General features: G+C 42.2%; 11 protein-coding genes and 1 tRNA gene. 6 read left to right on the forward strand and 6 right to left on the reverse strand.

Annotated elements, in window-relative coordinates; translation table 11 throughout:
* The first annotated feature begins 255 nt into the window (after positions 1-255).
* Positions 256-594, forward strand: coding sequence for a P-II family nitrogen regulator (locus PR799_RS00905; RefSeq protein ID WP_272521035.1), 339 nt, complete (start codon positions 256-258; stop codon positions 592-594).
* Positions 595-606: 12 nt separating this feature from the next.
* Positions 607-1,899 (forward strand): ammonium transporter AmtB, encoded by a 1,293-nt coding sequence (gene amtB / locus PR799_RS00910; protein ID WP_272521036.1) that lies wholly within the window; start codon positions 607-609, stop codon positions 1,897-1,899.
* An 80-nt stretch (positions 1,900-1,979) separates the two neighbouring features.
* Here the strand turns inward: amtB and murJ are convergent, their stop codons facing one another.
* Positions 1,980-3,518, reverse strand: a complete 1,539-nt coding sequence (gene murJ / locus PR799_RS00915) for a murein biosynthesis integral membrane protein MurJ (RefSeq protein WP_154603917.1) — start codon at positions 3,516-3,518, stop codon at positions 1,980-1,982.
* A 78-nt stretch (positions 3,519-3,596) separates the two neighbouring features.
* A complete protein-coding gene (gene rimJ / locus PR799_RS00920) occupies positions 3,597-4,184 on the reverse strand; it encodes a ribosomal protein S5-alanine N-acetyltransferase (RefSeq protein ID WP_154626691.1) in 588 nt (195 codons plus the stop codon).
* 255 nt (positions 4,185-4,439) lie between these two features.
* Between rimJ and PR799_RS00925 the strand changes: the two genes are divergently transcribed.
* Positions 4,440-5,462 carry an alpha/beta hydrolase family protein gene (locus tag PR799_RS00925; protein WP_272521037.1) on the forward strand — a complete coding sequence of 341 codons (1,023 nt, stop codon included), beginning with the start codon at positions 4,440-4,442 and terminating at the stop codon, positions 5,460-5,462.
* Positions 5,463-5,600: 138 nt separating this feature from the next.
* On the opposite strand, the gene PR799_RS00930 is transcribed toward PR799_RS00925, so the two are convergent.
* Complete coding sequence (locus PR799_RS00930) at positions 5,601-7,856, reverse strand: TonB-dependent receptor domain-containing protein (protein WP_272521038.1); 2,256 nt, start codon at positions 7,854-7,856, stop codon at positions 5,601-5,603.
* Between the two features lie 418 nt (positions 7,857-8,274).
* Between PR799_RS00930 and mdtH the strand changes: the two genes are divergently transcribed.
* Both mdtH and PR799_RS00940 read left to right on the forward strand, forming a co-directional pair.
* Entirely contained in the window at positions 8,275-9,480 is a 1,206-nt protein-coding gene (mdtH, locus tag PR799_RS00935) for a multidrug efflux MFS transporter MdtH (RefSeq protein WP_154626683.1), read from the forward strand.
* Between the two features lie 39 nt (positions 9,481-9,519).
* Positions 9,520-10,080, forward strand: coding sequence for a lipoprotein (locus tag PR799_RS00940; protein WP_036954568.1), 561 nt, complete (start codon positions 9,520-9,522; stop codon positions 10,078-10,080).
* Between the two features lie 111 nt (positions 10,081-10,191).
* On the opposite strand, the gene PR799_RS00945 is transcribed toward PR799_RS00940, so the two are convergent.
* The 3 genes from PR799_RS00945 to ghrA form a co-directional block, all read right to left on the reverse strand.
* On the reverse strand, positions 10,192-10,911 hold the full coding sequence (locus PR799_RS00945; protein ID WP_154626680.1) for a YnfC family lipoprotein: 720 nt from the start codon (positions 10,909-10,911) through the stop codon (positions 10,192-10,194).
* 86 nt (positions 10,912-10,997) lie between these two features.
* Complete coding sequence (locus PR799_RS00950; RefSeq protein WP_225575221.1) at positions 10,998-11,558, reverse strand: TorD/DmsD family molecular chaperone; 561 nt, start codon at positions 11,556-11,558, stop codon at positions 10,998-11,000.
* Between the two features lie 364 nt (positions 11,559-11,922).
* Positions 11,923-12,864 carry a glyoxylate/hydroxypyruvate reductase GhrA gene (gene ghrA, locus PR799_RS00955; protein ID WP_272521039.1) on the reverse strand — a complete coding sequence of 314 codons (942 nt, stop codon included), beginning with the start codon at positions 12,862-12,864 and terminating at the stop codon, positions 11,923-11,925.
* A gap of 341 nt (positions 12,865-13,205) precedes the next feature.
* Between ghrA and PR799_RS00960 the strand changes: the two genes are divergently transcribed.
* Positions 13,206-13,293, forward strand: a tRNA-Ser gene (locus PR799_RS00960).
* The last annotated feature ends 8 nt before the right edge of the window (positions 13,294-13,301 follow it).

Here is a 13,301-nt window from a genome sequence, read left to right on the forward strand (position 1 = left end):
GTCAATGGTCTGAAAGCCCACTTCGGTGGGCTTTTTGCTTTTTACTATCCAGCTTCCATTCTCTATTTTTCATCTTCTTGCCTGCACTATTTTTGAGCAACTTTTTGTAACCGATAGTCAGTTTGCACTTATTTGGTGAGCGAGCTCTCATTATTTCCCTTCATTTCAATTTATTACGCCCTAAAAACAAAAATTTAACATTTGGCACGATGCTTGCTTTATCTCTTTTGCCTTTTCAAAAAGACAGGGGGATTTATGAAGTACATCATCGCAATTATTAAACCGTTCAAATTAGAAGATGTTCGTGAAGCACTCACTGAATTAGGAATACAAGGGATGACCATCTGTGAAGTCAAAGGATATGGCAGACAGAAAGGTCACGCGGAACTTTACCGTGGTGCGGAATATGAAGTGAGTTTTCTACCTAAAACCAAAATGGAAATCGCTATTAGTGATGACCTACTGGAGCCCGCCCTCGATGCGATTATCCGTACCGCAGATACGGGGAAAGTGGGCGATGGAAAGCTATTTGTTTTTGAACTTCTACAGGCCGTTCGCATTCGTACCAGCGAATCCAGCGATGACGCACTCTAAGGGAGATAAACAATGAGACGACTATGGTTACCTGCCGCACTCTTCGCCTTAAGTTATTTCGCACTTCCCGCCCATGCGTCGGAAGTGAATGCCGTTGATAAAGCGGATAACGCCTTTATGTTGATCTGCACGGCGTTGGTATTTTTTATGACCATCCCCGGTATTGCGCTGTTTTATGGCGGATTATTACGCAGCAAAAACGTGTTATCGCTGATCACCCAAGTAATGCTGATTTTTAGTGTGGTGATTATTCTTTGGTTTATCTTTGGTTACAGCCTCGCCTTCACTGCAGGAAATAAAATCTTTGGGGACGGCTCTTTAACGTTTCTAAGCGCGATGTCCATCGACGATTTATCAGGTTCCATTAATCGGTATATCCATGTTGCCTTCCAAGGCTCATTTGCGGTTATTACCCTCGCATTAATTGTCGGAGCACTAGGGGAGCGCGTACGTTTCTCTGCACTCCTGATTTTTACCGTGATTTGGTTTACTTTCTCCTATGTGCCTATCGCGCATATGGTATGGGCAGAAGGCGGATGGCTGGCCGATGATGGCGCTCTCGATTTTGCAGGCGGCACCGTGGTGCACATTAATGCCGCTGTCGCTGCACTGGTCGGTGCTTATTTGCTAGGTAAACGCAGTGATTACAGCCAAGTGGTACTAAAGCCCCATAACTTACCGATGGTCTTTATGGGTACCGCAGTCCTGTACATTGGGTGGTTTGGCTTTAACGCAGGTTCCGCTGGCAGTGCCAATAATATTGCCGCATTGGCGTTTATCAACACGGTGATTGCAACGGCTGGCGCTATCCTTTCATGGACATTCACAGAATGGTTATTGCGAGGAAAACCTTCAATGCTCGGAAGCTGCTCCGGTTGTATCTCTGGATTAGTCGCTATCACGCCAGCAGCAGGCACTGTTGGTCCTATTGGTGCGCTTGTTATTGGTATTGTCGGGGGAATTATTGGGCTTTGGGGTGTTGTCGTCTTAAAACGTTGGTTAAAAGCCGATGATGTGTGCGATGTTTTTGGCATCCATGGCACCTGCGGTATTGTTGGATGCGTACTCACAGGCGTATTTACCTCGACGCTATTTGGAGGGCTCGGTTATCGTGACGACGTCACTTTACTCCACCAAGTCTTTGTTCAGCTTGAAAGTATTGTGGTCACCATAGTATGGTCCGGTGTTGTAGCATTTATCGCCTTTAAACTGGCGGATAAGCTAGTTGGTCTGCGGGTTTCCCCGGAAGAAGAGTGCGATGGGTTGGATCTTACCACTCATGGCGAGCGCGCTTATCATCCGTAATAGTCTACTCCCCCTCGATTGAGGGGGGAGTTTGTTCGATATCAGACTAATACACTAAGTTCAGATGCAAAAACTAAAAATTACGCAATACTCCGTTTCATAAAGTCACGCGGGCGGAAGCCTAACACATACAGCGCCACAAAGTAGCTCCCAGCACCAACAATTACCACACCCATCAAACGTAACATACGCATCAGCATATTGCCGTCTTGCCACGGTGGCATAAAGTGCAGCACACCAAATAGCACCACCACCATCACCGCCAAGGCAACAAACAATTTAACCAAGAAACCGCGCCAGCCTGCTAGCGGCTGGAAAATATCTTGCTTGCGTAATTGCCAATACAGAACACCGGCGTTAAAACATGCCGCCAGCCCAATAGACAGGGCTAAGCCTGCATGTTGCAGAGGTCCAATAAAAGCTAAGTTCATTAACTGAGTCAGGATCAAAGTGACTATCGCAATTCTGACCGGAGTACGAATATCTTGGCGAGAATAGAAACCTGGCGCCAAGATTTTTACTAAGATCATCCCCGTTAAGCCCACGCAATACGCCATTAATGCATACTGCGTCATCAAGGAGTCATGAGCCGTAAATTTGTCATATTGGAAAAGAGAAACCGTTAACGCTTCGGATAGTATCGCTAGCCCTACCGCACATGGCAGTGCCAGTAATAAACATAAACGTAATCCCCAATCCATTAAATGGCGATATTCTTGGTGATTTCCGCTGGTAAAACTTTTAGAGAGCGATGGCAATAGGATGGTACCCAGCGCAACGCCAAGCACCCCTGAAGGTAACTCCATTAAGCGGTCTGCATAATACATCCATGATACCGAACCTGATTGCAAGAACGAGGCGAAAATCGTGTTAATAATTAATGAAATTTGCGCGACAGAAACCCCGATAATCGCCGGTCCCATCATCTTCATTACTCGCCAAACGCCACTATCATGGAACGATAAACGCGGTAACACCAACATACCGATTTTCTTTAAATGCGGTAATTGGTAACCCAATTGCAGCACACCACCAACCAGAACCGCCCAAGCCAGAGACATAATCGGCGGATCAAAATACGGCGCAGCAAATGCTGCAAAGAAAATCATACTGACGTTTAATAGCGTCGGCGCAAACGCCGGTACCGAAAAGCGATTCCAGGTATTAAGGATCGCCCCCGCTAACGATGCCAATGAGATCAAGAAAATATACGGGAACGTCACACGCAATAAATCTGTCGTTAGCGCAAATTTATCAGCATCCGTGGTAAAACCCGGCGCCGTCACATAAATGACCCACGGCGCAGCAAACATGCCGACAACCGTCACAATCGCTAATGCTAACGTAAGCATCCCCGATATATAGGCCACAAACGTTCGCGTGGCTTCTTCGCCTTGCTGGTTTTTATATTCGGCAAGAATGGGAACAAACGCTTGAGAAAATGCCCCTTCTGCGAAAATTCGTCGTAGTAAGTTAGGGAGTTTGAAGGCCACAAAGAAGGCATCGGAAGCCGCCCCCGCACCGAATACACGGGCAATAATGGCGTCACGAATGAAGCCTAAAACCCGTGACATCATCGTCATCGAGCTGACTGCCGCTAAAGATTTTAATAAATTCATGATTGCTAGACTAAAAGAAGACAATCGCAGCAGTTTAACAGCGGATGGCAAGACTGACTACGATTGTAGAGTAAATGTTTAGGCTTTAGTCGACTTCCATTCATTGTCGGTTAATGCCGTTAAGACGTGGTCGCGCCATTCTCCATTAATTTCGAGATACTGCTTCGCATAACCTTCACGTTCAAAACCAAGGCGAGTGAGCAAACTGCCGCTACGCATATTATGAGGCATATAGTTTGCCATGATGCGATGCATGCCTTGGTGTTTTTGCATATAACGAATAATTTGGGTTAAGGCTTCATACATCAGCCCTTGCCCCTGCCATTTTTCACCCAGCGAGTAGCCCAGATAGCACGCGTGGAATGAGCCACGTAAAATGTTGCTAAAATTCGCGACGCCAATCACTTCGTTTTCATCTTTGTCCAATAAAAGGAAATGAAACGCGCTGCCTTGGCGATGCATTTCGCTCATGGCATGTAGGCGATTATTCCAGCCTGAAGGATTAAAATGGGAGCTATCACGGGTGGGTTCCCATGGCGTCAGGAATTCTTTGTTTAAACTGTAATAGTCTGCAAGTCGGTAATTATCTCGCTCATAGGCTAAACGGATAATCATTCTGTCAGTCATTAGACGCACTTTGGGTTCATTTGAACGATAACCAAACATCGTTAGCCCTTAATTAGTAGTGTTACCAGTCTTACTTTCGATGCTTGAATTATAACTTAAATTTATCACTTAACTAATTCAATTCTCTCTGTAATTAAGTCATTTTTTGAGCAATTAGTTTTGTTTTATTTCATGTGTCCGTAAAAACACACGATTGATGTTTACAGGTAAACCCTAGATATTCCTATTTCGTGCTTTTCATCTTAAGCTAGAGCATTAGAAATACATCGACTAACAATACTTCAGGAGCCTCCGATGTCCCGATTGTGTTTCGCTTTAATCTTGACTCTATTCTCTCATTCCGTCATTGCACAGATTTCATCATCCGTTGGATTCAAAAATATCACTATCGATAAAGACAGTGAAAGCCCGCTAAATGTTGCTATCTGGTACCCCACTCCGCCCAATAACAACTCAATAAAAGTCAGTGATAATGCTGCTTTTTACGGAACCGATGTCGTAAATGATGGAGCACCCTCTGATACTAAATCTCCATTAATTATTCTTTCTCATGGCTATGCGGGAAGTTGGAATAACTTAAGTTGGCTAGCGAGCGAGCTTGTTAATAAAGGGTATATTGTTGCCGCCCCTAACCATCCGGGTACAACAACATTTAATCTAGACAGCCAGCAAGCCAAACAATTGTGGGAACGTCCCAGAGATCTAAGCCGAGTTATCGATTACTTAACGTTAGACCCTTTATTTAAGAAGCACATCGATAACAACAATATTATTGCTATCGGGCATTCTTTAGGTGGTTGGACAGTCATTGCTTTAGCGGGTGGAAGGTTTGATACCCAGCTATTTCAAGAAGATTGTATTGAACACACCATCCTAGCAGCTTGTAAATTATCATCTACTTTAGACCTGAATAATCCCGAATTAAATAACAACATGGCAGACCCTAGAGTGACTACCGTTATATCCTTAGATGCTGGTGTATTAAGAGGATTTTCTCCAGAAAGCTTGGCAAAAATTCAAACTCCTACGTTGATTATTGCAGCAAGTATCGATATTGGTGATATGCCCGCTAAATTAGAGTCAGGTTACTTATATAAATATATTCCCAAAGATACGTCATCTTATATTGAGCTCCCTGACACTACGCATTTTAGCTTTATGCAATTATGTAAACCCGGTGCAGTTGCCTTATTGGATGCAGAGTATGCTGGCGAAGGAATTATTTGTAAGGATGGAAACAAGAGAGATAGAAATGATGCACACGAGGAAATGACCGAGCTTATTTCTAAATTTATGATGAACAACATGCGTAAATAGGTGTTGGAGCTGGCGTCAAATCTTACAGCATGTCATAAGATTATAAAAAACCATAAAAAATCAATCAACTATACCCGCCCAAAGAATTCTATATTACCTTAGGCTAATATAAACCTAAGGTAATAATCACGATATTAACTAAAATTTTGCTTCCAAACCAAGCCTAAACGTTCTTCCTGGAATTGGCATATAAATCACAGTTCCTGGGTCAAATGCATAGCGATTAGTTAGGTTATCAATATTAAAATTCACATGAATATTTTTCGAAACATGATATTGGCCTAACAAATCAAATGTAGTGGTTGAGTACAGCTTAGTGACTGGGGCGGCAGCGGTTCCCGCTAGCCACTCATGAGGGTAGTCTTTGCCTGAGTTATAACGAACTCGCAAACCTGTTTGTAGTTTTTGATCAAACATTTTCATCCCAACAATTCCGGTCACAACCTTTTTCGGTGGGATCCGTGAAGGTGATAACCCCCAAGCAAACCCAACAGAATTACATGCCGTTGGGAGGCGACCTAACTCCATTTCATCTCTTGAGCATAACTCAGAATTGTTATAAAAAGTCGCATCGAATGAACCAAATGCATAATTAGAATCGTATTTCAGTTCGATTTCATAACCTGAGAGTTTAAAGCTGTCATAGTTTTTCATCACCACATATGGAGAATAAACTCCCGTTGGGTTTACACCTTGAGAAAGATACCCTTTAATATCATTATTAAAATAAGCCACACGTAATTCAGTATTATCTTTATCAAATATAAGATTTTCTTTTTCTACATTCATCCCAACTTCAAATGATTTAGCATGTTCTGGTTTTAATGGAACATCTGGAGAATACGAATAGGTTTGTCCTGATACAGTGCTCTCGAATAAACTCGGTTCTCTATAGCTATCAGAATATTTTGTATAAATATCAAATTCGTTAGTTACATGAAAACGCAGTTCACCCATTAAATCATTTTTCGGACCGTAGCTAATACTTTTACCTAAAACATGGTCATCAACATCGAAAGTGTGAATACGCCACCCGACTAAAGTACTCACCCATTCCCCTTGATATGCCATATTGGTAAAGACGGATTTATTCGTTCCTTTAGCATTACGCGTTACAGGATCTAATTCCTCGCCGGGTATTGTTCCTTCTGGAGTCCAAATCGGTTGATAGGTTTTAGTCAATGGCTTTGATTTTTGTTGCATGTATTCCACACCGTAAGTGATATCGATAGGATAATCTGCAAACTCAGACGTATTTTCTAAATTAAAGCCCACTCGCTCATCAGTGTAACGGTGCTGATATTGATTACCATAGTGAGCGGTAACATCATCCGTTGTGCCATTGCGCTGTTTAAATTTCCCTTTTGTCCACCATAGACCTAAGTTCATATCTACCCATAATGAATCTGGTTTATAAGAGTAATTTAAAGAGGCAGTATCAATATCTGCGGTACCTAAAGACCACTGTGGCATTTTCCCATCGTATTGATACCAATACGCCGCTAGAACCTCACCCGCTTTTTGTTCATGATGGCGGTAATTTAATTCAATACTTGAGTATGGGTTAAAATAAATATTGGTTTTTAATAATGTTGACTGGCTTTCATAACTAGTATTAACCACCTCTTGCCCTGGCTTAATAGGCGTATCTGTATTTTCGTATTTATGATAACCATTTTTACCAGCGAAGAAGTTTCCTTGTTTTCTATCACTATGTGCCAGTAATATATCAAATTTATCATTTCGATATGCAACCCCTGTCGTGATAGAGCCATTATTAAAATGTGAATTTTTAACGCCATTTGAAACACGATACCCAGATTCTCCTTTTTCATCTGAAGCGATAGTTGGGCGTCGGTTATTATTGTAAATATTCCCCTTAAATAAGAAACCAAATTGGTCACCTTCAGGAATAATGCTGTTTGCTGATAATGTTTTTAATTTAACCGTACCTCCGATGGCTCCTCCTGAGAATTTACTCATAGAAGCCCCTTTTTCGATTTCAATGGTATCGATTAAATCCATATCCACATACGTTCTATCTGTACTTCCTTGGTAACCACGCCATGTGTTGGTTGATTGCAAACTGCCATCAATGATAATTGGCACTCGTCCATTTCCTTGCAATCCTCTAATACCAATATCTAATGCACCCGCTTCATTTCGTGCATTATTAACTTGCAATGAAGTTTTATTAGCAAATATGTCTGAATTGGTTGTTCCTCTTACGGTAGAAATATCATTGGCGTCTATTTGCTTGCTATTTGACTTTATTTTGCTGGCTGTGACGAGAAGTTTATCTTTTTGAGTCGAGGTATTGGCTTGATTTGCTAAGGCTGTGTTTGTAGAACATATAATAATTAAACTAATTATGTTTTTATTTTGAAATATCATTTAAGTAATGCCTTCATTAATTAATGATGATTAAATAGACGCGAAGAAATAGCGTATAAAAAATATGAGGGTATGTTTTTTATACTTTTCAATTTATGCATTTAAAGTAAATTTAAGTGCAATGCCATGGATATAACTCGTTCGAAAAACCTTATTTATTGGATGGTTACGTACTCATTTCCCTTACAAATATTAACAAGCCTTGAAATATACATTAGTGATAATAATTATCAAGATCATAATGAGTATCATTATCATGTTGTAGCCCTCTAGCGAACGCAGCCCCCCACCTATAATGGGAAATATGACGGATTTATCGATAAAAAAATATCATGGTCACCACCCCATCATTCCCGCCAAACTCCTGATACTATTAATAAGAATCATTCCTTCCGTTACGACTTTTTTATGGTGTTTCATGGCACAGGTATCACGGGCAAGAAGCCTCGGCAAATATTTCCTTTTACTCGATAATATGCTGGTTGTTCTTGGCTTTTTCGTGGTTTTCCCTTTAATTTCAATTCGCTTTGTTGAGCAGCTTGGCTGGGCGGCTGTAGTGGTTGGGTTTGCCCTTGGACTTCGCCAATTTGTACAGCAAGGATTTGGGATTTTTGGGGGTGCGATTGCCGACCGATTTGGTGCAAAACCGTTAATTATTATTGGGATGCTATTGCGTGCCGCGGGTTTTGTGTTGATGGCTTTGGCTTATGACCCTTGGGTGTTATGGCTTTCTTGTGTGTTGTCTGCCCTTGGCGGCACCTTGTTTGACCCTCCTCGTACTGCATTAGTGATTAAATTGACCCGTCCTTATGAGCGTGGGCGTTTTTACTCATTATTATTTATGCAGGACAGCGCCGGAGCAGTGATTGGTGCCCTCATTGGTAGCTGGCTTTTACAATATGACTTCCACTATGTTTGCTGGGCTGGCGCGGCAGTGTTTGTGATTGCGGCTCTACTTAATGCTTGGCTACTCCCGGCTTATCGCATTTCTACTATCAAAGCCCCTATTCGTGATGGAATGCATCGCGTCTTGAAAGACACCCGCTTTGTGACCTATGTGATCACACTTTCTGGTTACTTTATGTTGTCGGTACAAGTGATGCTGATGTTCCCTATCGCCGTTAACGAATTGGCAGGAACACCCACCGCGGTGAAATGGATGTACGCCATTGAAGCGGCAATTTCCCTGACGTTGCTTTATCCGATTGCCCGTTGGAGCGAAAAACATTTCCGTTTAGAACAACGTTTGATGGCCGGGCTATTTTTAATGAGCCTAAGCATGTTCCCTATCGGTATGACCACATCGGTCAATATTCTGTTTGTGTTGATTGGCATTTTCTATTTAGGCACTATCACCGCCGATCCTGCTCGTGAAACCCTGAGCGCCTCCCTTGCCGACCCTCGCGCCCGTGGCAGCTATATGGGCTTTAGCCGACTCGGTCTTGCGCTAGGCGGAGCTGTTGGCTATACCGGTGGCGGTTGGATGTATGATATTGGGCATCAATGGAATATCCCTCAGCTTCCTTGGTTCTTGCTCGGCACTATTGGTTTTATTACCTTGTGGGCGCTTCATCGCCAATTTAACCGTAAAAAAATTGAAACAGTCATGTTGAGCGGGCAGTAATACGTTACACTTGGGTTATTACTGTATAAAGGAGTGATTATGAAAAACATTTTCTTGGCATCTATCTTTGGATTGCTATTTATTCTCACGGGTTGTGACAAATTAACCGAATTTACTATCAGTGAATCACAAATTAACAGTTACCTTGCGACCAAGGTTAAATACGAGAATAACATTGGTATTACTGGGTTTGCAGATGCGGATATCACCTTACATAACTTGCAATCAGAAATTGGTCGTAGCGAACCGGGTATTATTGCATTAAAAGGCGAAGCCACTGTCACAATGAATTCACTGCTTGGTGCAGCGGCGGCCGATATTGCACTGACCTTAACTGCACGCCCTGTTTTTGATGCACAAACAGGTTCTATCTATTTGAAAGAGCTGAAAATTACCCAATATAAAATTACACCCGAAAATATGGAGACCGCCATTTCCGTGGTGATCCCGTATCTGAACAGCTCCCTTGATACCTTCTTCGCGACTCAGCCTGTGTATGTGCTCAACCCTGATAACAGCGCCGCAGAAGCGACCGCGAAAAAACTCGCTAAAGGTTTAGAAATCAAACCGGGTAAATTAGTTATTCCCATGGTTGATTAATTGACCATAAATATTTTTGATTGATAAATTGATAATCGAAGAATGAAAAAAGCAACCTTTCCGATAGGTTGCTTTTTTATTGAAATGTCATTTATCTTTAACGCTAAATAGTCACTCGTAATAACTCGTTTTGTATTCATAATCGTATTTTTCAACTCGTCCATCACTGTATGTCACTTCACTGGTGCAGGCAGTTGGGTTTTTATGGTCATCATAATGAGTACATTTTTGAGTAATTTCGACCAACGGTTGCTGATTTTTCGTCGTATGAAACAGAATTTTAGTGACTAAGCCATTAGTGAAAAAGTATTCATTTTTTGTATTAATAACTTCATTTTCATCGAAATATGTTGTTTCTATCGGTAAAAAATGTTCACCATAAACAAACGTCGCTATCTCTTTCTTCCCTTGAGTGATCTTATTAACAAGACCATCACGGTAATAATATTTCCAATCTTGCAGTTCTCCGGTTTGTAAATTACACATCTTATCGATGCCATAACCTTTGAATTTTTGTTTATCTACTAAGTAATAAAGTTGCTTAAATTTTCTGACAATCACAAACGCTGTTTCACTGTCTCTATTGTAATAACTTAAATTGTTGAGACAGCCATGGAGATTAAAAGACACTGTCACTCTTTTGCTGAGCCCTTTTTCATCGTTCATGACTTGCGTTAATTCTTTTACTTTTCCGTAAAGCGGGTCAAATTGAAATTCCGTACTGTAATTAACCATGCGTTTACTATAGCTAGGCAAATCATTATCCACTTGTGCCAGTGCTAACGGTGAAATAAAGAGTAACATCAAGCCGTGAAGTTTTGTCGAGGTCATCGTGTTTATCCTTTTAACCTATGATAAGAGAAGACAGTTCCGTGCCTATCTTCTCTCAATCATCAGCCTTTAAGTGACGCCGTCACTTATTCATCATCATTTTCTGAGTCAGATTCTAACTCATCACGCAGTGCAATCACGGCATCGCGGGTTATTTGCGCTAATGTACGGTAAAACGGCGTTGTCGCATGAGCTTCCACTTTTCCCAGAAATGCGCCATACCAGCTCAGAATATAGCTGTCGAATAGCTCTTCCTGCGCGGCGGTTTCATCTTCAGCGGCTTGGTCTTCTAGCCATGATGCGGCTAACAGTAGCGCACCAAATGCATCCGTTGGGGCATCAGTTAAGGTCATTCCACGGGTCACTAGGAATTCGCGAATTTCCGCTTCAGTGATTTCTTCATCATAGCGGTGAGCAAAAGGTGGAACCGTTGGCTCACTACCAAACATCGACTGATAATCAGCAGTAATAGCCTTGTGATCAACAGCCTTCGCCATTCTTGCCCACAGCTCATCTTGCTCTAATGGCCATGAAGCTTTGAGCTTATCTTGAGCTATCATATCGATAAGAGGCTTCACAAGCGCATCGTCCGGAGAGCGTTGAAATAAGGTACCTAAAATGCGGCAGACGATTGAGAATTCATTCATGGGTTTCTTCCTGTTAGCAAATTTCCTGCAATCACTTTTTCGTGATCATGATGCGATGCAGTATACCTGAAAAAACAGAAAACCCACGCTTTGAGCAATACCATTTATGGCACAGTCCTATATATGGCACTGTCCTATGTATGCCGCTGATAGTCGCTAATGATGATTTCTCAGATAGAAAATCAGATAACTGAAGTATCCTCAAAATAATTCGCGCTGGCGCATAAATATAGCGAACATTTCCCTAACGAATTTTTGTTGTCACTAGGCGGCAAGAAAGCACATCCCTAGGAGCATACACAAGTATGTGACTAGGGTGTGCTGACGCAGCCAACAACGTGACGGCGAAAACTAGGACGGGAAATTAGTAGCCGCGGGCAGTATTAACTATTCCCTCTGGCTGCTCGCCCTTCTCAATCCGCTGAATATTACTCGCAATCATATCCATCGCCTCATTCGGCAACGTAAACGCCGCAACGTGTGGCGTAATGGCAATTCGTGGGTGTGTCCAGAATGGGTGCATGTGTGGCAGTGGCTCAGTGGCAAAAACATCGAGAGACGCCCCTGCAACTTGCCCTTTTTCTAACGCTTCCAGCAAGTCTTGCTCGATTAAGTGAGCACCTCTAGCAAGGTTGATGATGTAAGCATTTGGTTCTAGCTGGCTGAATAATTGATGATTAAGAATACCGACCGTTTCTGGCGTGCTTGGTAGTAAGTTCACAATCACGCGGGTTCCTGACAAGAAATCCGCTAACTGGTCTTGCCCATAGTAACTTTTCACATTTGGAATTTGCTTTTCAGAGCGGCTCCATGTTCTGACTTTAAGGCCAAAACTGGCTAAGCGTTTTGCCACTGCTTGGCCTAACGCCCCTGCGCCCATCACACCCACTACAAACTGGTCATGGGTGTAGGCTGGCAGTTGTTTCCATTGACGTTGGGATTGCAATTGACGGTATTCATCCATGCGGCGGAAGTAATACAACACTTTTGCGGCGGCATACTCTTCCATTTGGATGGCCATACCGGTGTCTTCTAACCGCATGAGCGGAACACCAGCTGGTAATGTTCCCGGATTATCTTGCTCTTGCTTTAGAATGGCATCCACCCCCGCGCCTAATGCGAAAATCCCTTTTAAGTCTTGTCGACCCGCAAGGCACTCATAAGGAGGAAGCCATACCATGGCATAATCTGCCTGTTGGGTATCTCCCGGCTTCCATTGGCGAATATTGGCTTGAGGCAATCGAGCACGCATGCCATCAATCCACTGATTGGCATCAAAAAATGGATGGTAAAATAAAATATTCATGGCAACTCCTTATAGGTTTCCACCAGAGTGTGCGTAATGGTGTTTATTTTCAAGTCAATACCCCATATTTATATCCATAAGATGAGGATTTTGTTAAGGAGTTAACGGAATCTGGATTAATTGCTTGAAGTTTAAATAAACAATTTATTATCAATTTCTAATCAACAAGAATTTATTAAGATTAGAGAGTAACCAAATTGGTTTTTATTTAGCTAAACGATAGAAAAAAGTGGATTTTTATTTAATTGGGAGTTGACGGAAGGCGCTCTTTTCCCTATAGTAGCGCCCCGTTGAAGGACAAGTTATTTATAACAAATTCTACAACCACAATTTAGAAAAACGGTGAGGTGTCCGAGAGGCTGAAGGAGCACGCCTGGAAAGTGTGTATACGGCAACGTATCGAGGGTTCGAATCCCTCCCTCACCGCCATTTCTAAT

The organism is Providencia sp. PROV202 (assembly GCF_028479565.1).
Classification (GTDB): Bacteria; Pseudomonadota; Gammaproteobacteria; order Enterobacterales; family Enterobacteriaceae; genus Providencia; species Providencia zhijiangensis.